This is a genomic window from Lysinibacillus sp. NPDC056220, from assembly GCF_049315265.1.
GTDB classification, from domain to species: domain Bacteria; phylum Bacillota; class Bacilli; order Bacillales_A; family Planococcaceae; genus Lysinibacillus; species Lysinibacillus pinottii.
Genome location: NZ_JBMOXD010000001.1, coordinates 855754 through 879657, shown reverse-complemented (window position 1 = coordinate 879657; position 23904 = coordinate 855754). Strand labels below are relative to the sequence as shown.

Here is a 23904-nt window from a genome sequence, read left to right as displayed (position 1 = left end):
CGAACTGACGGATAGAATTCCGAAAGTGACGGCTAGAATTATCGAACTGTTGGATAGTCACTAGCCTTAAGTCTTATTTTCCTTTTTTTGAAAGACGACCAAGGGCGAAGGCTGCTGCTCCTAAGCCAATTGCTAGGTTTGTTTTTTTATTAAACACTTGTTTTGTTACAAGTGCTACGTTTTGTGGGCGCTCAGCTAGACGGCGCATAAAGTAACCGTACCAGTCGTTACCAAATGGTAGGTATGTGCAGAAATTATAGCCTTCACGTGCAAGGTCTAACTGCATTTCTTTACGGAAACCATATAGCATTTGGAATTCAAACTTATCATTTGGAACGTTATGCTGTTTAACGAATTGCTTCACATGATTAATAACATTGTGGTCATGAGTAGCGATAGAAGTAAATTTACCATGTAACAAGTGATGTTCGATTAGCTTCAAATAGTTCCGGTCGATATCACCCTTTGATTGATATGCTACACTTTCTGGCTCTTTGTAAGCACCTTTTACAATACGTAAACGGAAGTTTTTGTACTTCTCAATATTTTCCTCTGACTCGAAGAAGTAAGCTTGAATAACAGTTCCCACATTATCAAATTCTTTGTGTAACTCCTCTAATAATTCAAAAGAGCTGTGTAAACGTTCATAATTTTCCATATCGAAATTCACGAAAATATTATATTGATGTGCAAGCTCTACGATTTCTTTTAGGTTTTCGTAGCAAAATGCGTAATCAATATCTAACCCTAATTGGGAAGGTTTAAGTGAAATATGAGCATCTAGTTGCTCATCGTGAATCGCTTGGACAACAGCTAAAATATTATTTTTTGCAGCAGTTGCTTCTGATTTCTCATAAACGAACTCTCCAAGATTGTCGACTGTACAAGAAATATTCGCTTTATTTAATTCTTTAATAGATTGGACAACTTCAGGTAAGCTAGTGCCTGCAACAACACTTTGTGCCCCCATTTTTAGACCATATTTTTGTGCAGCGCTATTTAATACTTTGTTTTCTGATAAGTAAATGAAAAAATCACGTAGTACCATTTTTATGCCTCCAAAATTGAAAATTTTAAATTCTTGGCGATTATAACACTTTTTTCGAAAAGTAAAATGGGATGATTTTTAGAAAAAAATTTTTTGAACAGATGACTGAGGAGGTAAACTCTTGGCGTAATTGATTTTTCGAATTTAAAAACGGCCATAAAAAATATTTTTTCAAAAAAAAGGACTTTTCAAAATAATAGTTTTGTTTTATGTTAAAATTTTTGTCTTAAAACGGAAGTGCTGCTTTATTGAAGGAGTTTATTGCTATAATTTTGCTAATTTATTGGGTGAAAGAGTGTTTATTTAAACCCAATCTATAAGAAAAAAAGAAATAAGTGAAATCCTTCTATTGATAATATGTTGATATAATTTTATGGTATGGATAATTGAGGTATTTTGGAAATTAAATAAAAAATATACACTTTTTAGTGTAATCATAAATCTATCATTTATAGTAAAAATTTAAAAGGTGTATTATAATACAATGGTGTATAATCATGAATAAAAAATGCACATGTTATGAAAATTTAGTTACTTTTGATTAAGAATAGTGTGTCTATTAGTGATGCTAAGGGATTAGGGCGACTATAAACTGAGATAAGGTGGAAAGTATGGCAAGGGGTAGAAAATTTAATTCAAATGGTGAACGAAGCAAACAACTATTACTTGAAAAAGCGATAGAGCTATTTTCTGATAAAGGATATCATCATACAAAAATTAGTGATATTGTGAAGGCTGCTAATGTAACACAGCCTACTTTTTATTTATACTTTAAAAGTAAAGATGCACTTTATAATGATTTGAACTTGCAATTTCAGAGTGGCTTTTTTGAAGCGATGAATAGTAAATCCTCTGATAGTATGGCTAATGGATTAGAAGCATTTATTTCGATTTTAGAACAAAAACTGTCAAAATTGTTTCTCTACATAATCGAAAATCCGAAGCTATCAAAAATCGGTTTTATAGAATCTAAGCAGGCAATTTTAGTAAAATCTCAACTAACGCAAGAATTAATCCATCTTATTTATCTTCATGATTGTGACAAGGATTTACAACGTTATCGTGTAGATATTAAAATTTTAATAGATTCTTTAGTTGGATCGATGGAGAGACTGATTTTAACCAATTTACTAGAGCAAAAAAGATTGCCAGCAGAACTAGCAAACGATATTGTACAATTATATTTTTGGAAAACTGAAGAAATCATACAAAAATCCTCCCATCAGTCGTAATGTAGATTGATGGGAGGATTTTTCTTAATTTTCAAATTTTATGTGCTGATAATAACCTTTTTGTCCCTTGCTTTGTTTATTCGGATGAATGAGTAGCATATATTCCTGATTGAGTGATAAAGGACTCGTTGGAGTAACAATTAATGTTTGCCCTTCGACTTTAGTAGTGGCTAATACTTCATCGCCCCCTAAAGCAATAAGTTGAATAGACCCCTTATCCATTTGTGAAACAAGTGCTGTAGGTAGTTTCACCGTTATTTTTCCTGTTTGAATGCTAGTCTTCCCAATTGAAAGCTTTTTATATTTAGGGTATTGCTCCTTTATGGCATCAAAATGTGCCTGGAAAATAGGCGCTGTTGTTGTTTGAATATTGGGTTTGACTCCTACTTCATGAATGGTTTGCTGGGCAGGACCTGTAAATTTGCCTACAGTTAATTTTAAGTAGCTTCCGTCATGGAGCATATAAAAGCCCTGCATGGCGCCCTTCCCGTAAGTAGTTTCACCGTATAAAATAGCTGCTTTTTGGTCTTTTAATGATGCAGAAAGCATTTCAGAAGCACTAGCGCTGTATCGATTGACTAAAATACGCGTATTTACTGGAAACTTCGTATTTTGCTTAACGGCTGGTATTGTATAAGAGGCATGTGCTTCCTCTAATAGATACGCAACTTTTGCTGATGGAAATAGACCTGTAAGCTCTTCAGCTGTTGTAACATACCCGCCACCGTTATTTTGTAAATCGAAGATAAACGATTTAGCACCGCGCTTTTTTAAATCAGCTAACGCTTTTTTGACAAGCTGTGCACCATCTTCTGAAAATGAAGCTAGTGAAATGTAGCCAACATGCCCAAACAATAATTTAGATTGTACATTTGGTAATGTGAATTTTTTTCGTGTAATGGTTTTTGTCGTCGTCGTTTCATTACTATGTTTAAGTGTAACTTTCACCTGACTACCTTCATGACCAGTTAAGAGAGAAGAGGTCTCCTGTGTAGAACGACCAATAATTGACTCACCATTTACTGCAATAATGATATCTCCTGCTTGTAAGCCTGCATCAAATGCACCACTGCCCTCAATTACTTGTAAAATATGAATACCATCTTCGTGCTCTTCAATCACAACACCGATGCCGATGGATGATAAATTGATGCTATTCATATAATCTTCAAATTCTTGTTTTGTAAAATAAGTGGAGTAAGGATCCAGCATATCAATAATTTCTGCGATGGATGTAGCCTTTTCTAAGTTTCCGTTAATCGTCCCCACATACGTATTCTGTATAATATCCTTTACTTCTCTTACTAACGATTGTTCATGGCTAGCTGCTTGCGTAGATGTTAGTGGTAGGAGAAAGAAGCCTAGAATAAATACGAACGGCCATATTAATTTTTTCATTGAACACCTCTTTTCTAGAACTCACAATAGGAATGTATGTCCTCCTAGTTAATGGATGGATACATTTTACAATTGAGTATCTAGTTTTTATTATACATGAACGATAGAAATAGTGGATGAATTTAATGTCATAGAAAAAGAATCTACTTGCCTTGTATAGCAAGTAGATTCTCATGAAAAATGTCAGGTCCATTAAGCCGAGACTTGATTGTTAAATAGTTTATAAATAATAAAACCGATAAATGCACCAACAATGGCTGGTACAAGCCATCCTAAGTTTTGCTCATACAATGGCAAGGCTTGAAGAATATTTTCATATGAAGTGATGTCGATTTTCATTTGCTTTAATCCATCATATAGGCTGACAAGGAAGGTAGGGATTAACGCTAAAATATAAACAATTTGTCCACCTTTAAAGAAGTGATCCATTAATGATAGCACCATCAATACCATGGCTATTGGATAAATGATTAACAGCACAGGTAGAGATGCTTTAATAATTGTTGAAAGCCCTACATTTGTAATGGCTGTACTAAAAATAGTAAAGACGATTAAGAATGTTTTGTAGGATACTTTTGGGAATAGTTTATGGAAAAATTGTGCGTTGGCAGTTAGTAAACCTACAGCTGTTGAAATACAAGCTAGTAAAATAGTCGCAGACAAAATAATACTTCCTAGACTTCCAAAAAGTACTTCTGCTGATTTTGCAATAATATCTCCACCATTCGCAGAAGTACCAATGGCAGCAATGCTTGTATTACCGATATGACCGAGTGAGATGTAAACAAAAGATAAACCAATTGCTGCAACAACACCAGCAAATATAGTTGTATTGACTTGCTTTTTCTTATCTGTCATGCCCATATCGCGTAATGCTTGTAAAATAACGATACCGAATACAAGAGCGCTCAGAACATCCATTGTTAAGTATCCCTGTACAAATCCTTCAGCAAATGGGGAGCTAATATAGTTTCCAACCGCTTCCCCAGGCTCGCCCATTGGAGAAAGAAAGCTTTTGACAGCCAGCAATAAAATGACAAGAAGTAGGACAGGGGTTAAGATTTTTCCTACTCGATCGACAAGCTTCGAAGGGTTAATGGATAAATAAAGGATTAAGGTAAAAAACAAAATAGATGTAATGAAAAGAGGTGCCCAATGATCCTTCATACCTTCTGAAAGAAAAGGGGCAATTCCAATTTCATAGGACACCGATCCAGTTCGTGGTACAGCAAAAAACGGGCCAATTGCTAAATATACAATAGATGTAAAGAGTATACCAAAAGCGGGGCTAACACGATTGGCGAGCAGTTGTAAATCGCCTCCTGCTTTAGCGACAGCAACGATAGCTAATAATGGTAAACCGACACCTGTAATTAGGAAGCCAATCATGGCTACTGAGATATTTTCACCTGCTTGTTGACCTAATAACGGTGGAAAAATAATATTCCCAGCACCCAAGAATAAGGCAAATAGTAGTAATCCTACTGCTAAATTTCCTTTGAGGAAATGCATGATGTTTTTCATAAGTTAAAAACTCCTTTAAGATTGAAAAGATGAAACTTTCTAAAAATTTTAAATACAGAAGTGTATGTTATCATAGGAACTAAATTCTTGCAATGAATATACTATTGTAATATAGTCGGATTTCGTCGTTTTCTATAAGTTTGATAAAAAGTTTGAAAAATAGTCAGTATTTCCGATTTTTCATAATATAATTATCTAGTATGATAGACACACAAGGAAATATTCTAGCACGAACGGAGGCACTTTGGTATGCAAAAAACAAAAAAATGGAGAATTCTCGTTTTAAGCACTTTAGCCACTTCATTTTTAACACTACAAACTGCAGAGGCTGCAACATATACTGTACAAAAAGGCGATACTTTATCTAAAATCGCCCAAAATCATCAAGTAACGATTACAGATATTATGAAATGGAATAATCTATCGAAAGATACGATTTATGTGGCTCAAAAGCTTGAAATTCAAAAGCTAGCGACGAATGATAGTAAAAATACTTCAGTTCCATCAACAACCGTAAAGCAGCCAACAACTACTTCTCACACAGTAGCTAAGGGTGATACATTATCCAAAATTGCTAAGCAATATAATGTGACCATTAAGGATATTATGAGTTGGAATAAGCTGGAGAAAGACACAATTTACATTGGACAAGTGTTAAAAATGTCTCCAGGCGCAGTTATTCCCGAGAGCGATTCAATACATAATAATGTGACTTCAGATGCGGGTACACCACCAAAAGTAACATCAAATGATCCTACCACTAATGGACAAGCTATTTATAAGAAGACAATAGAAGTGGCCAATACATTGGTTGGGACACCGTATCTATATGGTGGAAATACACCTGTAGGCCTTGACTGCAGTGGCTTTATTTTCTATACCTTTAATCAAGGTGGCTTAAAAATAGGAAGAGCGAGTAGTGAAGGGTATTTTAATGGCAATACAACGGCTGTACAAAATCCAGTACCTGGTGATTTAGTCTTCTTCGAGAACACATATAAAGAAGGGATTTCTCATATGGGTATTTATCTTGGTGAGAATAAATTTGTCCATGCAGGTACAGATGGTGTAGAAATTTCAGATGTTACGTATCCATACTGGTCATCTAAACTAGTTGCCTATAAACGTTTTGATAATGTGAAATAAAAAACTAGGGATTTTTGCTAGGGCAGAGATCACTAGTGTAGTGGGAACTTATAAAGCCCCTTCTCTTTATTGAGAAGGGGCTTTATGTATTATTGCGTTACACGTGCTGTCCAACGAGAAAGATCAGCGTCTTCTGCATCAACAAGCTCTGCTGGGAAGATAAATGTCCATGGCTTTGTTGAGTTCGGTTGAACAGTTAGAATTGGGTCCATTTTAAAAGAACCTTTTGCAATTTGCTTACCTGTCGAATCAATAATTTCTAAAGGTAATTGCTCTAAATTGATCGCTTTGTTGTGACCATTTCGGATAAAGATGGATACGTTTAGATTACCATTGTCTGCTAGTTTTGCCTGTAGGCCTGTAAAGTTTACCTCAGTTTCACCAAGTTCTGGTAATGTTTTGACGATTTTCTCAAGCTCTTCTTTTTGAGCTGCTGGTAATTGCTTTTCCCATGATGGATCTAGCTCTAATTGGTGACCACGAAGGGAGACAAGGTTAAAGGCAATTTTCCAGCCATCTTCAGGAACTTCGTCTACTTTAATAGTAGATTTTTCAAATTCAAATACCCATGGACGAGCACTTTCTGCCGGAATTGTGCCTAAAGCTTTAAAATCGAATTTTTTAGAAGCGATAAGCTCTTCATTTTTATCTAGAATGAAAAGTTCAATTTCACCTAGCTCAATTGCTTGTGGTAAAGAAGAACGGAAAAATGCACGAACTAGCCATTTTCCAGCGCGAGCCTCTTCAATACTAATAGAAGATAGCGATAATTGATTCGGTTTCAATGGTTCTAGCTCATTCGCAAGGAAGTTAAAGATGTACTTTTGCTCCTGCGGCACATCCCATTCTGGATGAAAGGACAGTTTTGTTACAACATCACGGTGATCACCTTTATTTGCTGTAGCATTTCCTAGCAGGTCTTTAGAGTCAATCGTATTTTCTTGACCGACTTTGTCCGATTTTTTAAAAAATGAAAATAAACCCATTATTGTTCCTCCTGTTGTGCCTCGACTGTTTTCATGAAGCCTGTAATCTCTATTATAATTGAACGACGTAGCTCTTGGAAATTTTTACCGAACAATTCAAGTCCTTCTCGTTGGTAAATTCGCATTGGGTCTTCTTGTTGATAATGGCGTAAGCCGATTCCTTCTTTTAAATGCGTCATTGCCTCTAAATGTCTTACCCAACCACTATCGATATAGCTAAGCATAATTTGTGGAAGAACTTCAATTACTCTTTCATTTTCCGCAAATTTCTCCATATGATTGAGGAGCTCTTGTTCAGAAGGCTGAATATCAGCTAAAATTTGTTTTACTTTACCAACCTCGCGATCGATTGTAACCGGTGTGATGAAAAGGGAGTTAAGTGCATGCTCCATCCGATCATAATCCCAATCTATTGAGGATACATCCTCCGGTGCAGCATCTAGTACAGCGAAGTCAACCGTTTCATGTAGCATTTTTTTCAGCTCGCCCATTAAGTCTTCACCAGCTAAAATTTTGTCTCGTAGTCCGTATAGTACAGTACGTTGATCATTAATAACATCGTCTAACTTTAAGTTATACTCACGCATGCCATACTGAGAACCTTCGACAATGCGCTGTGTACGGTCAATTAGCTCCTGAACCTCTTTATTTTGAATAATGCCCTGTTCGTCAACGACCATTTTGGCAGAGAATTTTTCAACTTCTTCTTTTGCATAGCGTCGGAACATATCATCTTCAATAGAGAGAATGAAGCGGCTTTCGCCTATGTCACCTTGTCGACCAGAACGACCACGAAGCTGATTGTCTACACGGCGACTTTCATGCTTTTCGGTACCAATAACATATAAACCACCAAGTTCGTGAACATCATCGCCTAACACGATATCCGTACCACGACCAGCCATATTTGTCGCTACCGTAATACGCCCTTTTTGACCTGCCTGCGAAATAAGCTCAACCTCTTGCTCAACGGTTTTTGCATTTAGTAATTGGAATGTTAATTTTTCCTTTTTTAGATAATCGGCCACTGTCTCAGACTGTAAGATCGATGTTGTACCAATTAAGATAGGCTGTCCTTTTTCGTGGCGCTTTTTAGTTTCGGCTGCCACATACTTATATTTTGCCTCTTGAGTGCTAAAAATAATATCAGGCTGATCGACACGTTGACGTGGACGATTCGTTGGAATTTGTACAACTTCCATGCCATATACTTCACGAATTTCTTTTTCCTGTGTTTTCGCTGTACCCGTCATCCCAGAAAGCTTCGGATACATACGGAAATAGTTCTGAATTGTAATTTGTGCTTGTGATTTATTTTCATCTGTAATAGTGACGCCTTCTTTGGCTTCAATTGCTTGATGTAAACCGTCAGAAAGCGAACGTCCTTCTAAAATACGGCCTGTAAACATGTCCACAAGCTCGATTTTGTCATCTTTCACAATGTAATCCACATCACGTTTAAACATGACATGAGCTCGTACTGCTTGGATGACATAATGGAAAAGTGTTTGATGTTCTAAATCATACAGATTTTCAACATTGAAAGCAGCCTCAATTTTTTCAATACCTTTATCTGTTAGAGATGTAGCCTTTGTTTCATCATCGAAATCATAGTCTTCATCCTTTTTGAAACGTTTAGCTAACATAGCCGCAATGCGATGTAATTCATCATTTGAAGGCATTTTACCTGCGATAATTAAAGGTGTTTTAGCTTCGTCGATTAATACACTATCCACTTCATCAATAATTGCGAAGTGATAAGGACGCTGTACTTTATCTGCTAAGCTATAGGACATATTGTCACGTAAATAGTCGAAACCAAATTCAGTACCCACACCGTATGTAATATCTGCATTGTAGGCTTCTTTTTTCTCATCAGCCTCCATCATTGGAATATTTAAACCAACAGTTAGGCCAAGAAAACGATGAATTTGACCAACTAGCTCATAGTCACGTTTTGCTAGGTAATCATTCACGGTGATGACATGAACGCCTTTACCTTCTAATGCACGTACATAAGAGGGAAGAGATGCCACTAGTGTTTTACCTTCACCTGTAGGCATTTCAGCAATATTACCTTCTGTTAACACTAGACCACCGATAAGCTGCACATCAAAATGACGCATTCCTAATACACGCTTTGAGGCTTCGCGTACAACAGCAAATGCGTCTGGGATGATTGATGTAATAGGCTCACCTTGTTCTAATTGATTTTTGAAAATAAAAGTCATTTCACGTAATTCGGCATCTGACTTGTCAACATACTTTTGTTCAAGATTATTAATTTGATCTACTATTTTGTAGTAGCGTTTTAATTGACGAGCACTCGTTTGCTCTTTGTTACTTTTGAAAATTGAGAACATGAAATATACGCTCCTTTAATGTTGTCTAAATGCTAGACACTCCATTATTCTATCAAATTTTACGTATGGTGACTACAATTGACTATATAGGAATCTATTAATGCTAAAATGTACAAAATATTTGTGAAATCGTGGAAAATGTTTAGAAAAAGTATATTTCAATGCTTGTTCGTGCTATAATCAATTTGGATTTCAATGTAGATTATTTTTTGAGGAGGAGAGACATGATTTACGTGTCTTTAATAGCAGCATTCGTTGCATCCATTTTGTTAACTCCATTAGTGAAACGTTTAGCATTTAGAATAGGTGCAGTGGACGCACCAAACTATCGAAAAGTACATGCTCGAATTATGCCAAGACTTGGTGGTTTGGCTATTTTCCTTGCATTTATAATTGGTGTAACGATTTTATATTCTTATTTAATTCATACTAAAAATGGCAATAGCGATTATTTAATAGCGATTATTATTGGTGCTTGTATTATAGTAGCGACAGGCGTTGTGGACGATATGCGTGAGATTTCTGCGAAAGCAAAAATGCTTGGTCAGCTGGGTGCTGCTCTCATTATTGTTTTTGTAGGTGGCATTCAAATTGATGTGGTAAACCTACCATTTTTAGGTACATTAGATTTTGGTTTACTAAGTATTCCTTTAACAATCATTTGGATTGTTGGGATTACAAATGCTGTTAATTTAATTGATGGCTTAGATGGTCTAGCTGCTGGTGTATCCACAATAGCGCTGATTACATTAGCGGTCATGGCATTTATTATGAGTAATATGTTTGTATTAGCAATAGCAGCCATTTTAGCTGTAGCTTCACTTGGCTTCTTATTTTATAACTTCCACCCAGCCAAAATCTTTATGGGTGATACAGGAGCACTATTCCTTGGATTTATGATCTCTGTACTAGCGTTACTTGGGTTTAAAAATGTTACGTTCGTTTCTTTAATCATCCCAATTATTATTCTTGGTGTTCCGATTTCTGATACGTTCTTTGCGATTGTTCGACGTGTACGTATGAAGAAGAAATGGTCTGATCCAGATAAATCCCACTTACACCATCGTTTACTGGATATGGGTTTCACACATCGTCAAACTGTACTTATTATTTACGGAATTGCAGTGATGTTTGGATTAGCAGCAATTATTTTCTCAATGGCAAAAGTATGGGGTGCGATTTTACTTGTCGCTGTCATTCTAACAGCTATCGAAATATTTGTAGAAATTATCGGGCTAGCTGGTAAAAACTACAAACCATTATTGAATTTTGTACGAAGCTTTAGTAAATAAAGCTTTGTGACATACTAAAGACTAAAGACGCACTCAAAAAATTGAGTTTGTCTTTAGTCTTTTTTGATTTCCATAACTCCAGATTAGGTCGAAATGCTTCCTGCATGATCTCTACTTTGAGTTGGAATTTTAAGAGAGGACATCTATCCATAAGGGAAGTATACGAAAGAGACGCGAGAACTTCTTGAAGGCTTTTGATTGGGTCAATCGTTGTTTCACAATGCATAGGGCGTTATGCTTTTTCCTCCTTCGCGTCTAACATTTTATTATGAGGTTAGTTGGTTATTGTCACTAACGGAGAGCTGTTTAAAGTAGCAGATTAAAGGGAAAAGAAGCAACAACAAAAAATCTGCTCGTATGGTCGTTAAGGCGTATGGAAAAGAGAAGGAGAGATAAACTAAAATGGCGTTGGCTAGAATAAAAAGACCATAGACAAAAATTTCGTCTATGGTCTGAAGGGTTTTATTGTTATACGAACTGATTATTCAACCACTGAATTTTCATCGCTAGCAGCACTATCAGTTCCTGTATTGTTGCTACCACTTGAAGTTAGGCTTGAAGATTCTTCATTTCGGCCAAGATGGTTTTTGAATATTTCCTTTGTTTCTTCCACAGAATCCTGATTTAGCTGGTAATAATAAATACCAGTAGACATATCATCTGTACCATCTAAAGTTAAAGTGTCGATACGCGGAGCGCCTTTTGATAAGTATGATAAGAAGGATTTCATTTCAGTAAATGTCATATCTGTTTTCATATTATCACCAAGTGCCTTGATTACATCATCATACTTTGTGATGGAACCTACAGAAGCTACTTTTTTAATAATAGCTGAAAGAATTTCCTGTTGACGTTTACCACGTTCGATATCGCTATCCTGTTTACGTGTTCTTGCAAGAGCGAGTGCCTCACTACCATTTAAATGCTGTAGTCCTGGCTGTAAATTGATTGTAAACTTATCAAATTCGTCAAGTTCGTGTAAGGCATACGGTACTTCAGCCTCTACACCGCCTAATGCATCGACAACATCAATGAAGGCATTGAAGTTCATTCGTACATAGTAGTCGATTGGGATATCGAATAATTGTTCTACTGTCTCAATCGTAGTAAGGGTCCCACCCATTGCGTGAGCATGAGTGATTTTATCTTTATAGCCGACCTTAGGAATATAAACGTAAGAATCACGAGGGATACTTAACATTTTAACGGTATGTGTTTTATTATTTAATGTTGCTAAAATAAGCGCATCAGAACGTGAATGATCAGAACCTTGTCCACGATTATCACTATCATCAACTCCGACAAATAAAATAGAAACATTATCATGTACGGGTTCTACTTTTTCCTCACGGAGCTTAGATACTTCCCGACCTTCTAATACTTCATGGGCTGAGTTTGCCGCATGCTCTACCTGTTTTGTAAGGTAAACACCATAAGCAGTAACACAAATTACTAAGCTAGCCACTAGGAGTAGTGTAACTTTTATAATTAAGGAAGCTTTAGAAGATCTCTTTTTGAACTTATTAACAGATCTTTTTTTCATATTGGATATATTCTCCTCTTATTATTGGGAATAATAATGCGATAAAGCTAAATTTTATTCAATTACTAAAGAAGTAAACGTGTGGTCCATAAAAATAGCCTAACAAAAAAATTATACTATGCATATTTAGTTTCGACAATTAAAACTATTTATTTGACAATAAATTCTATAAATTGAGCATCTTCGAATGTAATGGATGCTTGTCCATTTGTGATTTCTGTCATCCAACCTCGAAACTGTTCTTCTCCCTCTTTAGGCACAGAGACGATGATTTCGACACCCTCCAAATAACGTATTTCCTCTAACGTATAAGACGAACCTCTTACTTCATTTTCGACTTTCCCGAGCCATGTGTAGTCAATGGCAACTTTCATGAAATGATGAAGCTTGCGTTCCACTACTTGCGCAGCAATAAGACCTTCTGTTGTTGCTTTTCCATATGCACGTATAAGACCGCCACCGCCGAGTTTAATACCTCCAAAATAGCGTGTCACGACGACGACCGTATCTTTTAGGCCTTGCTTTTTTAAGACCTCTAACATAGGGACGCCAGCCGTACCACTAGGTTCCCCGTCATCATTCGCTTTTTGGATGTGATCATGTTCGCCGATTATATAGGCTGAACAATTATGAGTTGCGTTGTGATGCATTTTTTTTATACGTTCTATAAAAGAAATTGCATCCTCTTCCGTTTCTGCACGTTCTATATAAGTGAGAAAGCGTGATTTAGAAATAACAATTTCGCTTTCACCATATCCTTTTACTGTTAAATAGTTTTCTCTCATCCGTATCAATCTCCTTTTAACTAGAGTTCTATTCTATAATTTTCATAAAGAAAAAGCATTAAATTTTAGCATGGTAATGCTATAATAGGTGTAGACTATGGAATATAAGAATTTGGTCTATTAAAATAGTAAGTAATCATAAGACATTAGACTGGGGAGTATAGTATGTTTTCAAATGATACCTTCGATTTAAAGTCGCTTGATGACATTTTTAATCGAATGTTAGATACAATCATGAGCTCGAAAGATGATATCTTTATTATAAGCGAACAAAGCCGTATAAGCTTTGAAGATATGCAAAAAGAGCTAGAAATTGTTCGAAAACAAATATCAATTGTAATTGATGAAGGCGACGCATTGGAAAAAAGTACGCAGCTTGCTAAACAAAGACTTGTCTTAGTAAGTAAAGCTTTTGATAATTATACCGAAGAACAAGTTAGAGAAGCATATGAAACTGCACATGATTTTCAAGTAAAGCTCTCCGTTATTAGAACGCAAGAAAAACAGCTACGGGATAAAAGAGATGATCTAGAGAGAAGATTAAGAGGATTACTCGATACGATTGAACGTGCTGATCATATTGTCAATCAGGTAAATGTCGTTTTGAATTACTTAACTTCAGATTTAAAAAATGTTGGTTTAGCGCTTGAACAAGCAAAAATGAAGCAAGATTTTGGGATACGTATTATTGCAGCTCAAGAAGAGGAGCGTAAGCGTTTGTCTAGGGAAATTCATGATGGACCTGCTCAAATGCTTGCAAATGTACTAATGCGCACTGATTTAATAGATAGAACGTATCGTGAAAAAGGCATAGAAAATGCATTGGCAGAAATTGCTGATTTAAAGAAAACGGTGCGAAACGCATTATCTGAGGTGCGACGTATTATTTATGATCTACGACCAATGGCACTTGATGATTTGGGAATTATTCCGACATTAAAGAAGTATTTATCAACAGTCACTGAATATAATCCAGGTGTCGACATTCATTTCCAATCGAGAAGTACTGAAAAACGTATACCTTCCAATTATGAAGTATCCATTTTCCGACTTGTGCAAGAGTGCGTAACAAATGCCATGAAGCATGGAAAATGTAAAGACATTTGGGTAAAGCTTGAGTGGTTAAAAGATGCTGTTAATATCGTTGTTAAAGATGATGGTATAGGCTTTGACCAACAAGTAGTGAAAGACCATTCCTTTGGTATTTTAGGAATGAAAGAACGTATTGAAATTTTAAATGGTACAATTACTATTACTAGTGAAATCAACCGAGGTACAACGGTGTTATTTAAAATTCCGTTAGAAGTAAAGTAACTGTTGCAGAAATTTAGGGGGTAAAGACAAATGACAAAGATTATTATTGTAGACGATCACCAGCTATTCCGTGAAGGAGTAAAACGTATTTTAGATTTTGAAGATACGTTTGACGTAGTAGCAGAAGGTGACGATGGTACGGATGTGGTGACGTTATACGCTGAAAATGAACCAGATGTAGTACTGATGGATATTAACATGCCAGGTAAAAACGGAGTAGAAGCAACATCGGAGTTAATTAATGAATTTCCAGATGCGAAGGTAATTATGCTGTCCATCCATGATGATGAAACATATGTGACACATGCATTAAAATCAGGCGCTCTTGGCTATATGTTAAAAGAAATGGATGCAGATGAAATCGTGGAGGCAATTAAAGTCGTTGCAAACGGTGGATCTTACTTACATCCAAAAGTAACGAAAAATTTAGTGGCAGAGTTCAAAAGACTTTCAGAACACGAAAATAAAGGGAACTTCCACCAAACGGAAATTCGCCGTCCATTCCATTTACTAACAAAACGTGAATGTGAAGTATTACAACTATTAACAGATGGTCAATCTAACCGTACAATTGGTGAGACACTGTTTATCTCTGAAAAAACAGTTAAAAACCATGTATCAAGCATCTTACAAAAAATGAATGTGAATGACCGTACACAAGCCGTTGTAACAGCCATTAAAAATGGTTGGGTTGAAGTACGATAATTGTTAAAACTGTTTTTAAAAGCTACTTTTTATGGGAGTAGTTTTTAAAACAGTTTTTTATTGTTTTTTGGTAAATTTTTGTATGGTCATCTGAAGATAATGGACCGCCTTTCACAAATTTGTAACAATGCTTTTTGGTCCTGTTAGTAGACATTAAATATGGAAACTGTCAGATCATGCAACATTTTACTGTCAAATGCGTCATAAGGAAGATGTAGCACCTAAATGTTGAAAAAGCACAACAAAATTCCTACGACAGCATTTATATGCTACAATATGCGCGGGAGGTTTTGTGATGTTAAAGAAAAGTTTTCTAGCAGTTTTAATTTTATTTGTATTCACTTTAACTGCATGTGGTAATAAAGAAGAGAAGATTAGTGACGACGATCGAGAAAAGGTAATAGAGGATGGTACCGTTGGCTTTGAGATGATGGGCGGTAATGTTGAAAAGGCAGAAAACGTACCAGAAGCAGATGAAAAAGCTATTTTAGCTTCTTTCGATGAGTATATTGCAGCCCTAAATGCGGAAGAAATCGACCGCTATATGAAAACGATTTCCAAAAATCCAAAGGGTTTTAAATACGATGAAGAAAAAACATATGCAACAGAAGTGTTCGATCAATTTGATATAAAGCGTGATGTCGAAAATGTAACGATTGCCAAATACGCGCCTGAAGAAGCACAGGTATTTGCCAACATGAAAATGCATTCACTTCAGCTTGAAACAAATGTCGAGCATGAAAGTGCAGGACGACAGGTGACGGTCTTTGTCAAAGAAGATGATGCTTGGAAAGTAACAAGCGTCTTTTATATTGGTGATGACTCACAGTCAAGTACAGGCAATTAAGAGGAGCGATCTTCATTCAACGTAGAATTGAGTGAAGATACGCCTACTATACATAGGAAATGAATGTGAAATGAAAGCTAGCCACTAGCTCGATGCTCGAATGACTAAAACGTAAAATATACGTTCGTCCTTCAACACATTCATTTCTTTTTTGTTTTCATTCAAAAATCTGTGGGAAGCCCAACAACAATTGCACCAAGATGAAATAGATTGTAAACTATGAATCATAGGAGAGTGGACATAGATGAGGACGGCAATCGTAACAGATAGTACTGCATATAATACAGCTGAGGAACGTGCACACTTAAATATTCATATGATACCTTTAAGTGTTAATATTTCAGGTCAATTATTTGCAGAAGAAGTAGATATCACAGCATCTGAATTTTATGATAAGGTGCGTGGTGCCAAAGAATTCCCCAAAACAACACAGCCTCCAATCGGAGAATTTGTCGCTCTTTTCGATGAGCTAGCAAAGGATTACGATGAGGTTATTTCCATCCATCTATCGAGTGGAATTAGTGGAACATACCAAGGTGCCGTGCAGGCAGGTGAAATGGTGGAAGGTATTGATGTTTATGCCTTTGACAGTGAAATATCCTGTGCTGTGCAAGGCTTTTACGTTTTAAGAGCAGCTGAAATGGCGAAAGAGGGCTATTCAGCAAAAGAAATACTTGCAACATTGGCGGACATGCAGCAGTCTATTCGTGCTTACTTCATTGTAGACGACTTAGCACATTTGCAACGTGGTGGGCGTTTGTCTTCTGCGGCAGCTTTGATAGGGGGCCTTTTACAGGTGAAGCCTGTTCTTCATTTTGTGGATAAGGTGATTGTACCTTTCGAAAAGATCCGAACACGTAAAAAAGCTTTAAAGCGTGTAGAGGAATTATTAGCTGAGGATGCTAAAAAATATGATGCCATGGATGCTGTGGTCATACACGGCAATTGCCCTGTAGAAGCACAAGAATGGCTAGAACAATTAGCTGCAACTTACCCAAACGTCAACTTTAAATTAAGCTATTTTGGTCCTGTCATAGGTACCCATTTAGGAGAAGGATCAATGGGATTAGGTTGGACAAAAAAATAAATGTAATTGATGAAAGTCTCTACGCAAAAGTAGAGGCTTTTTTCGATGAAGGGAGACATCATCTTGAGATACAAAGGTTGGCTGTTACCACCAGCTTTACGGGATTTCCATGAAGGACGTATTTGGTTAAAACATCATTCTCCATTTTCAACTACAGATACTGATCGAGCAATTAAGCAAAATTACTTCCATATAATAGATGGAATTGAAATGATGCCTGTTATCAAATGCAATCGTTGCCACAATATAGACCCACATTTATTCACATTATTCGATTGTTCAAAATGTCAGCAGCAATGTTTATATTGTCGGCATTGTATTAGAATGGGTAGGGTGAGTAGCTGTACAGAGTTAATGATTTGGACAGGCCCTAAAGTTATCAAAATGAGAAAGCATACACTGAAATGGGCAGGGCAGTTGACTAAGCTCCAACAGCAGGCAGCAAATGAAATGCGAGAAAGTGTACAGGCAAAACGATCCCATCTTATTCATGCTGTATGTGGAGCAGGCAAAACTGAGTTGCTCTTTCCTGCTGTTCACGAAGCATTAAAGAAAGGGTTACGTGTTTGTATTGCTACACCGCGCACGGATGTAGTATTAGAGCTATATCCACGCTTTCAACAAGTTTTCCCTAAGACAGTTATTCATGCATTATACGGTGGTGTAACGAAGCAAAATGCTTATGCCCAGCTTATTATTGCCACAACTCATCAGCTCTACCGATTTGAGAACGCATTTGATGTCATGATCGTAGATGAGGCAGATGCTTTTCCTTATACTTTTGATCAAGCTCTACAAAGAGCAGTAACAAAGGCCAAAAAGGGAGAGGCACCTATCGTATTTGTTACCGCAACGCCATCACAGAAATTACTCAATGCTTTCCAACATGAAAGCTATTCCTTCATCTCCAAACGCTTTCACAATCATCCATTACCAGTTCCTCAGATTCGTGCTTTATGGGGTTATAATAAAAGCTTTCATCAAGGAAGAATCCCTAAGAAATTAATAAAATGGACAGTAGAACGCCTTGAACGAAAGGAACCATTTTTACTATTTTTCCCTACCATCGCCCTCATGCATAAAGCAGCGCCTCTTTTTCAGCTAGTAAATGAAAATATACTTGCTGTGCACGCAGAAGATCCGGATCGGAAAGAGAAAGTAAAGAGGCTCCGAAATAATGAAGTACCCGGACTTTTAACGACCACCATATTAGAGAGAGGTATCACCATTAGTAATGTACAGGTGGCAGTTATTGGAGCAGAATCCGCGATATTTACCGCAAATGCACTGATACAAATTGCTGGACGAGTTGGACGAAATAGTCAATATCCTAATGGGGACGTCGTATACTTTCACCATGGCATCACGACAGAGATGGATGAGGCATGTGCGAAAATCCTTTTTTATAATAAAAAAGGATTTACCGTATGAATAAAACGGAATCGCATTGCTTATTATGCTCACAGCTATTAAAAACCTCAATTTCTTGGACAACGCTATTAACAAAGCAATTTACTCCAACTATATGTACATCATGCTCTGCTCGCTTTGAACAATCACAGTCAGTTACAGCAATCTATCAATATAATGAGGCCATGAAAGTCTATTTACACCAATTCAAATTCCTACAAGATATAGCTCTGGCAAAAGTATTTCGGCAGGAGCTGTATGCTCGTTTCAATAAAGAAAAGGCCATTATTCTACCGATTCCCATGCATCCCATCAAACAACAGGAGCGCACTTTCTCGCATACCGATGAATTATTAAAGGCAGCAAATATACCCTTTATTCAGCTGCTCGAAAAGACAACAACAGAGACACAAGGCTCCAAAAATAGAGAACAACGCTTACGTGCAACTCCGCTATTTCGCTTAAAAGTGCGTGCAAATGTAGAGCATAAAGATTACCTTCTTTTTGACGATATAAAAGCTACGGGAACCACCTTACAGCATGCTGCAGAAGTTTTAATGCAAGCAGGTGCGAAAAATGTCCAATACTTCACATTAATTGAAGGATGAATTTTCCAATGTATTATGTATAATAGATGATGAGTTTAGTATGCGTAGATAAGATATTTTGTTAGAGGAGGAAAAGTAGATGGCAGAGGTTCGAAATTGTCCAAAATGTAATGAGTTTTTTAATTATACAGGGGTACGGGAAGTTTGTCATAAATGTGCACAATCAGAAGAAGAACTGTATCAGATCGTATATCGCTTCCTTCGTAAACGTGAAAACCGTGCTGCAACAGTGGAGCGTATTGTAGAGGCAACGGGTGCTGAGGAAGAGCTACTATATAGATGGGTTCGTAAAGGTCGCTTGCAGCCAGCGATGTTCCCTAACTTAGGCTACCCATGTGATAACTGTGGTCATTTAACGACAACGGGCAAGCTTTGCACTAAATGTCAGGATGAATTAAAGGCTGATTTACGTACTTTTGAAGCGGCTAAGGAATTCCGAGATAGTGTTGAGCAACGCGACCGTGTCACATATCACGCAGATCGAAAACGTTAATAATTGAAGGTGTGTTAATTTTAAACAAAATTAGCACACTTTTTTATATGTGAAAACTTAACATTATGTGAGACAATCCGAAATAATAGTAAGATAAGATTTTAGACGGGGGGTTTCAAGATGAAAATTACATCTTATGGAATTAATGCAGTGAACGCCTATAAAAACCAAGTGCGCAATGTTAAATCCGATACAAACAAAGCATCTTTTGCAGATAAAATCGAAATTTCAAAAGCTGCTCAAGACATGAAAAGCGTTTCAACCTACAATACGGAACGAGCTGACCGTGTTCAACAGCTGAAAAAAGACATTGATTCTGGAGAATACAAAGTAAATGCTCGTAAAGTAGCTGAGGATATGCTGAAATATTATCGTTTCTAGGGTATAGCAGAAAGGGTGTATAGCAATATGTCTGTAGAAGCGATTAATTCTACATTAACGATGCTAGAGAGAATGCATAAAAGCTTACTTGAACTAGCCTGTAAAAAAACAGAAATTATTAAAGCTGGCGATATCGAAGCGCTAGACCAATTGCTCAAGGATGAGCAGGCACACGTAGCGGCCATCGATAAGCTCGAACAACAGCGTAAGAAACAGGTAACGGACTACCTTGAAGCAAAGGGACTTGCTTCAACTGACAAAACAACTGTTGCGGACGTCATCGAGGCTGCTGAAAAACAAACTGACAAAGCAACATTATCAGTAGTTCGCGATCGCTTATTGCAAATTATCAATGACCTACGAAAACAAAATGACTTAAATCAAAAGCTCGTTTTCCAATCACTTCAAATTGTCAACCTAACATTAGATGCCGTAAGACCTCGTACAGAGCAAATGAACTACTCTAGCAACGAGGTTCTCGGCACAAATAACATAGCAAAAAAATCATATTTCGATTCACAAGCCTAATAAGGGAGGAAGAAACATGCGCTCAACATTTATGGGTCTAGAAGCAAGTAAACGCGGCCTCTTCGTACAACAAACAGCTTTATACACAACAGGACATAATATTTCCAACGCCAACACATTAGGTTACTCACGCCAACGAGTAAATATGCAGGCAACACCTGGTTTTCCAACCGCTGGATTAAACCAACCAACCTATCCAGGACATCTTGGTACTGGGGTGGAAGCGGGGTCTATCCAACGTATTCGCAGTGAATTTATTGACCGCCAATATCGTCAGGAGACGAATAAATTAGGGTACTGGGAATCTAGAACAAATGCCATTGCTCAAATGGAAGATGTTATGAATGAACCTTCAGAATTCGGTTTAGATAAAGCTTTCGAACAGTTCTGGAAGGGACTTGAAGATGTGGGGACTAAGCCTGCAGATGGAGCTTCACGTCAAGTAGCTATTAGTCGTGCAGAGCACTTAGCTGAATCCTTTAATTATCTTGATAAACAATTGAAAATGATTCAGGGTAATATTGGAAATGAGCTTAATGTTTCGACAACTCAAATTAATACCATCCTAAAACAGATTGCTGCTGTTAATAAACAAATTCAAGAGGTTGAACCTAGTGGACATGTACCAAATGATTTATATGATGTTCGTGATACTCTAGTTGATAAATTAAATGAGTATATCCCCGTATCAATTGAACGTATTCCTTCTGGTGGTTTAGCATCAGAGGTTGCAGAGGGCAGCTTAAAAATTACATTTAAAGGTGCAGACGGTGTTGTCAGAGATTTAGTAAACGGTAAAGATTTTGCTCAATTTACAGCAATGGGTACGAATGGCACGAAGGTGACAGGCGACGATATTACAAACTCTTTCTCTGAATTACAATTAACAGGATTGGAATCTCTAGATGCGCACGAAGCAGGTGTTGTCACTAGTACACAAACGGCCATTAAACAGCAAGACTTTGAAGCATCAAAAGGGAAATTACTTTCACTCATTAATTCGTTTGGGTATCAAAGTGCAGGCGGCGATATTAAAGGATACTACTCGGAAACTTTACAAAAATTAGATCAGCTGGCTAATGCATTTATTAAAGAATTCAATGCGCAGCATGCAAAAGGTTATACCCTTGAAGAAAAAGATGCGAATGGAAACATCATCAATGCTTCGAAACCAGGTGGCGTTTTCTTTGAAGGAACAGGTGCAGGTGGAATTAAGGTTAATGAGGATATCTTAAAAAATCCTAATCTTTTAGCAGCATCGGCTAACCCGACAGAAGAAGGAAATGGTAAAAATGCTTATGAACTTGCCAATATGCAGCATAAATTATATGCAGATATAGATAACGCAAGCTTACAGTCATTCTATCAAGCGATTGTCGGTAAAGTTGGTGTAGATGGTGAAGAAGCATTACGTTTAGCGGCATCTTCTGAATCCCAGCTTCTTATGGTTTCCAAAAGCCGTGATTCTGTAAGTGCTGTTTCGCTAGATGAAGAAATGACAAATATGATTACTTTCCAACAGGCGTACAATGCAAATGCACGTATGATTACGGTTGTCGATGAAACATTGGATAAAATTATTAACGGCATGGGCCGAGTTGGATTATAACGATAGAAAGAAATCAAGAGTAATTAATGGAGACAACTTTCTCCAACTGACAAGAAGGAGGTTTTTTACAAGATGCGTGTAACACAATCTATGCTATCAAGTAACATGCTACGCAATTTAAATATCAGCTATGGTAAAATGTCTAAGCTTCAAGATCAAATCAATTCGGGTTCAAAAATCACTCGTCCATCTGATGATCCTGTTATTGCAGTAAAGGGTATGGGCTATCGTCGTGATTTGGCTAAAGTAGAGCAATACACTCGAAACACGATTACGGCAAGTAGCTGGTTAGATTCGACAGATGAATCTCTTAACCAGGTTGGCGAGCAAATGAAGCGAGTTCGCGAATTAGTTATTCAAGCAGCCACTGATTCAAATACATCAGAGGATCGCGACAAAATAAAAAAAGAAATTGACCAAATTCGCCAACAATTACAGGATGTAGGGAATACGAATATAGGTGGTAGTTACATATTTAGCGGAACTAGAACTAACGAGCCTTTGTTTATAGGAGGTGCCATAAACCCAAATACTAATCAAGAGAGTGTAAAAGTAGAAATATATGATGGTATCCAGCTTTCTGTGAATACCCCAGGGAAAGATCTATTTAATAATATAGATGATATGATGGGGAAAATTTCGGATTTATTAGGCGATCCAACCAAAACAGGTGAAGAAATTGCTAGCATGCTAGGTGGAGTATCCTCATCAACTACAAATGATGATATTACAGCCATGCATAATAAAGTTTTAGAAGCACAGGCAGACATCGGGGCACGACAAAATCGTGTAGAAATGATGGAAAATCGTTTGGGTGTACGTGAGGTTAACGTAACAAAGCAATTGAGAGATAATGAGTCTGTTGACTATGCAAAGGCCATTACTGAAATGGTAACACATGAATCTATTCATCAGGCTGCACTTTCAGTAGGTTCTAAAATAATTCAGCAAACATTAGTGGATTTTATCCGTTAATATCATTTAGGCGTTTGGACACCTTGTTCAAACGCTTTTCTTGAAAGGAGAGCTAGTATTGTGAGGCTACCACAAATACAAATTCGTACAATCGATGCCAAAATTGATCTTCATATTGGTAAACCTCAGCAGTATATTGAACAACCAAAAGCGACACAGCATATTGAACAGCCAGCCGCTATTTTAGATATAAATACAACGAGAAGTGTTTTAAAGATTGACTCCTCACAGGCAAGAAGAGACATAGGAATGATCGGTCCCTTAGAATCAAGTGCAAATTATGCTGAAAAAGGGAAACAAGAGGCGCTAAAAGGAATGGCACGAAGAGCAAGAGAAGGACGACAAATTATGGAGAATTCAGGGAAAGATCAAGGGCGTGCAGTAATTCAAAATATCGCTCAGCAAAACCACGGTCCACATCGTGTTCAATTTAATGTCAAATTTGTACCATCCGTAGGATCCGTTAAAATTAATTTCACTCCAGGTACAACGGATATCAATATTCAACGAAGAGAACCAGTAATTGACGCCAAAGTGAACAAACCTATACATGAATACACACCAGGAAAAGTAACTGGTACAATGATACAAAGACCAGATGTTGACATAGATGTCATCATTTAAAGGAGA

The 23904-nt window shown here is 37.0% G+C and carries 22 protein-coding genes; 15 read left to right on the top strand and 7 right to left on the bottom strand.

Features of this window, described 5'->3' with window-relative positions:
* Positions 1-73: 73 nt before the first annotated feature.
* Positions 74-1048: a proline dehydrogenase family protein gene (locus tag ACOZBY_RS04205; protein ID WP_012292878.1), complete on the bottom strand. Its 975-nt coding sequence runs from the start codon at positions 1046-1048 to the stop codon at positions 74-76.
* Between the two features lie 611 nt (positions 1049-1659).
* Here ACOZBY_RS04205 and ACOZBY_RS04200 point away from each other — a divergent pair.
* Positions 1660-2280 carry a TetR/AcrR family transcriptional regulator gene (locus ACOZBY_RS04200; protein WP_031418674.1) on the top strand — a complete coding sequence of 207 codons (621 nt, stop codon included), beginning with the start codon at positions 1660-1662 and terminating at the stop codon, positions 2278-2280.
* Between the two features lie 24 nt (positions 2281-2304).
* Here the strand turns inward: ACOZBY_RS04200 and ACOZBY_RS04195 are convergent, their stop codons facing one another.
* Both ACOZBY_RS04195 and brnQ read right to left on the bottom strand, forming a co-directional pair.
* A complete protein-coding gene (locus tag ACOZBY_RS04195) occupies positions 2305-3678 on the bottom strand; it encodes a S41 family peptidase (RefSeq protein ID WP_012292880.1) in 1374 nt (457 codons plus the stop codon).
* A 192-nt stretch (positions 3679-3870) separates the two neighbouring features.
* Positions 3871-5202: a branched-chain amino acid transport system II carrier protein gene (gene brnQ, locus ACOZBY_RS04190; RefSeq protein ID WP_200990896.1), complete on the bottom strand. Its 1332-nt coding sequence runs from the start codon at positions 5200-5202 to the stop codon at positions 3871-3873.
* A 249-nt stretch (positions 5203-5451) separates the two neighbouring features.
* Here brnQ and ACOZBY_RS04185 point away from each other — a divergent pair, with 249 nt between their 5' ends.
* On the top strand, positions 5452-6348 hold the full coding sequence (locus ACOZBY_RS04185; RefSeq protein ID WP_012292883.1) for a LysM peptidoglycan-binding domain-containing protein: 897 nt from the start codon (positions 5452-5454) through the stop codon (positions 6346-6348).
* An 89-nt stretch (positions 6349-6437) separates the two neighbouring features.
* Here ACOZBY_RS04185 and ACOZBY_RS04180 read toward each other — a convergent pair whose 3' ends face one another.
* Together ACOZBY_RS04180 and secA2 are read right to left on the bottom strand one after the other, a co-directional pair.
* Positions 6438-7334 (bottom strand): accessory Sec system S-layer assembly protein, encoded by an 897-nt coding sequence (locus ACOZBY_RS04180; RefSeq protein WP_031418678.1) that lies wholly within the window; start codon positions 7332-7334, stop codon positions 6438-6440.
* On the bottom strand, positions 7334-9697 hold the full coding sequence (gene secA2, locus ACOZBY_RS04175; protein ID WP_031418679.1) for an accessory Sec system translocase SecA2: 2364 nt from the start codon (positions 9695-9697) through the stop codon (positions 7334-7336). The genes ACOZBY_RS04180 and secA2 overlap by 1 nt, the downstream gene beginning before the upstream one ends.
* 224 nt (positions 9698-9921) lie before the next feature.
* Between secA2 and ACOZBY_RS04170 the strand changes: the two genes are divergently transcribed.
* A complete protein-coding gene (locus ACOZBY_RS04170; protein WP_031418680.1) occupies positions 9922-10989 on the top strand; it encodes a glycosyltransferase family 4 protein in 1068 nt (355 codons plus the stop codon).
* 481 nt (positions 10990-11470) lie between these two features.
* Here ACOZBY_RS04170 and ACOZBY_RS04165 read toward each other — a convergent pair whose 3' ends face one another.
* On the bottom strand, positions 11471-12532 hold the full coding sequence (locus tag ACOZBY_RS04165) for an LCP family protein (RefSeq protein ID WP_099804979.1): 1062 nt from the start codon (positions 12530-12532) through the stop codon (positions 11471-11473).
* Between the two features lie 149 nt (positions 12533-12681).
* Positions 12682-13317: a YigZ family protein gene (locus ACOZBY_RS04160; protein ID WP_422761554.1), complete on the bottom strand. Its 636-nt coding sequence runs from the start codon at positions 13315-13317 to the stop codon at positions 12682-12684.
* Between the two features lie 165 nt (positions 13318-13482).
* On the opposite strand from ACOZBY_RS04160, the gene ACOZBY_RS04155 reads away from it, so the two are divergent.
* From ACOZBY_RS04155 to ACOZBY_RS04100, 12 genes are all read left to right on the top strand, one after another.
* On the top strand, positions 13483-14631 hold the full coding sequence (locus ACOZBY_RS04155; RefSeq protein ID WP_012292890.1) for a sensor histidine kinase: 1149 nt from the start codon (positions 13483-13485) through the stop codon (positions 14629-14631).
* Positions 14632-14661: 30 nt separating this feature from the next.
* Positions 14662-15336, top strand: coding sequence for a response regulator transcription factor (locus ACOZBY_RS04150; RefSeq protein WP_008178876.1), 675 nt, complete (start codon positions 14662-14664; stop codon positions 15334-15336).
* Between the two features lie 295 nt (positions 15337-15631).
* Complete coding sequence (locus ACOZBY_RS04145; RefSeq protein ID WP_036214684.1) at positions 15632-16183, top strand: DUF3225 domain-containing protein; 552 nt, start codon at positions 15632-15634, stop codon at positions 16181-16183.
* Positions 16184-16427: 244 nt separating this feature from the next.
* Positions 16428-17270 (top strand): DegV family protein, encoded by an 843-nt coding sequence (locus ACOZBY_RS04140; protein ID WP_036214687.1) that lies wholly within the window; start codon positions 16428-16430, stop codon positions 17268-17270.
* A 45-nt stretch (positions 17271-17315) separates the two neighbouring features.
* Positions 17316-18701 (top strand): DEAD/DEAH box helicase, encoded by a 1386-nt coding sequence (locus ACOZBY_RS04135; protein ID WP_012292893.1) that lies wholly within the window; start codon positions 17316-17318, stop codon positions 18699-18701.
* Positions 18698-19288, top strand: coding sequence for a ComF family protein (locus ACOZBY_RS04130; protein WP_012292894.1), 591 nt, complete (start codon positions 18698-18700; stop codon positions 19286-19288). The genes ACOZBY_RS04135 and ACOZBY_RS04130 overlap by 4 nt, the downstream gene beginning before the upstream one ends.
* Positions 19289-19367: 79 nt before the next feature.
* Complete coding sequence (locus tag ACOZBY_RS04125) at positions 19368-19781, top strand: TIGR03826 family flagellar region protein (protein WP_012292895.1); 414 nt, start codon at positions 19368-19370, stop codon at positions 19779-19781.
* Between the two features lie 120 nt (positions 19782-19901).
* A complete protein-coding gene (gene flgM / locus ACOZBY_RS04120) occupies positions 19902-20162 on the top strand; it encodes a flagellar biosynthesis anti-sigma factor FlgM (protein ID WP_012292896.1) in 261 nt (86 codons plus the stop codon).
* 27 nt (positions 20163-20189) lie between these two features.
* A complete protein-coding gene (locus ACOZBY_RS04115; protein ID WP_422761550.1) occupies positions 20190-20690 on the top strand; it encodes a flagellar protein FlgN in 501 nt (166 codons plus the stop codon).
* Between the two features lie 16 nt (positions 20691-20706).
* The gene (gene flgK, locus ACOZBY_RS04110; protein ID WP_012292898.1) at positions 20707-22299 is read left to right on the top strand and encodes a flagellar hook-associated protein FlgK; all 1593 of its coding nucleotides are present in this window, start codon (positions 20707-20709) and stop codon (positions 22297-22299) included.
* 72 nt (positions 22300-22371) lie between these two features.
* The gene (flgL, locus tag ACOZBY_RS04105; protein ID WP_012292899.1) at positions 22372-23274 is read left to right on the top strand and encodes a flagellar hook-associated protein FlgL; all 903 of its coding nucleotides are present in this window, start codon (positions 22372-22374) and stop codon (positions 23272-23274) included.
* 60 nt (positions 23275-23334) lie between these two features.
* On the top strand, positions 23335-23898 hold the full coding sequence (locus ACOZBY_RS04100) for a DUF6470 family protein (protein WP_012292900.1): 564 nt from the start codon (positions 23335-23337) through the stop codon (positions 23896-23898).
* Positions 23899-23904: the final 6 nt, after the last annotated feature.

What these genes read in the sequence shown, in the direction of transcription:
- ACOZBY_RS04185 (WP_012292883.1), top strand. Translation starts at nt 5,452, where the DNA reads ATGCAAAAAACAAAAAAATGGAGAATTCTCGTTTTAAGCACTTTAGCC.
- ACOZBY_RS04195 (WP_012292880.1), bottom strand. Translation starts at nt 3,678, where the DNA reads ATGAAAAAATTAATATGGCCGTTCGTATTTATTCTAGGCTTCTTTCTC.
- ACOZBY_RS04205 (WP_012292878.1), bottom strand. Translation starts at nt 1,048, where the DNA reads ATGGTACTACGTGATTTTTTCATTTACTTATCAGAAAACAAAGTATTA.
- ACOZBY_RS04160 (WP_422761554.1), bottom strand. Translation starts at nt 13,317, where the DNA reads ATGAGAGAAAACTATTTAACAGTAAAAGGATATGGTGAAAGCGAAATT.
- flgL (WP_012292899.1), top strand. Translation starts at nt 22,372, where the DNA reads ATGCGTGTAACACAATCTATGCTATCAAGTAACATGCTACGCAATTTA.
- ACOZBY_RS04180 (WP_031418678.1), bottom strand. Translation starts at nt 7,334, where the DNA reads ATGGGTTTATTTTCATTTTTTAAAAAATCGGACAAAGTCGGTCAAGAA.
- brnQ (WP_200990896.1), bottom strand. Translation starts at nt 5,202, where the DNA reads ATGAAAAACATCATGCATTTCCTCAAAGGAAATTTAGCAGTAGGATTA.
- ACOZBY_RS04140 (WP_036214687.1), top strand. Translation starts at nt 16,428, where the DNA reads ATGAGGACGGCAATCGTAACAGATAGTACTGCATATAATACAGCTGAG.
- ACOZBY_RS04170 (WP_031418680.1), top strand. Translation starts at nt 9,922, where the DNA reads ATGATTTACGTGTCTTTAATAGCAGCATTCGTTGCATCCATTTTGTTA.
- secA2 (WP_031418679.1), bottom strand. Translation starts at nt 9,697, where the DNA reads ATGTTCTCAATTTTCAAAAGTAACAAAGAGCAAACGAGTGCTCGTCAA.
- ACOZBY_RS04130 (WP_012292894.1), top strand. Translation starts at nt 18,698, where the DNA reads ATGAATAAAACGGAATCGCATTGCTTATTATGCTCACAGCTATTAAAA.
- ACOZBY_RS04145 (WP_036214684.1), top strand. Translation starts at nt 15,632, where the DNA reads ATGTTAAAGAAAAGTTTTCTAGCAGTTTTAATTTTATTTGTATTCACT.
- ACOZBY_RS04135 (WP_012292893.1), top strand. Translation starts at nt 17,316, where the DNA reads ATGAAGGGAGACATCATCTTGAGATACAAAGGTTGGCTGTTACCACCA.
- ACOZBY_RS04150 (WP_008178876.1), top strand. Translation starts at nt 14,662, where the DNA reads ATGACAAAGATTATTATTGTAGACGATCACCAGCTATTCCGTGAAGGA.
- ACOZBY_RS04165 (WP_099804979.1), bottom strand. Translation starts at nt 12,532, where the DNA reads ATGAAAAAAAGATCTGTTAATAAGTTCAAAAAGAGATCTTCTAAAGCT.
- ACOZBY_RS04125 (WP_012292895.1), top strand. Translation starts at nt 19,368, where the DNA reads ATGGCAGAGGTTCGAAATTGTCCAAAATGTAATGAGTTTTTTAATTAT.
- flgM (WP_012292896.1), top strand. Translation starts at nt 19,902, where the DNA reads ATGAAAATTACATCTTATGGAATTAATGCAGTGAACGCCTATAAAAAC.
- flgK (WP_012292898.1), top strand. Translation starts at nt 20,707, where the DNA reads ATGCGCTCAACATTTATGGGTCTAGAAGCAAGTAAACGCGGCCTCTTC.
- ACOZBY_RS04200 (WP_031418674.1), top strand. Translation starts at nt 1,660, where the DNA reads ATGGCAAGGGGTAGAAAATTTAATTCAAATGGTGAACGAAGCAAACAA.
- ACOZBY_RS04155 (WP_012292890.1), top strand. Translation starts at nt 13,483, where the DNA reads ATGTTTTCAAATGATACCTTCGATTTAAAGTCGCTTGATGACATTTTT.
- ACOZBY_RS04115 (WP_422761550.1), top strand. Translation starts at nt 20,190, where the DNA reads ATGTCTGTAGAAGCGATTAATTCTACATTAACGATGCTAGAGAGAATG.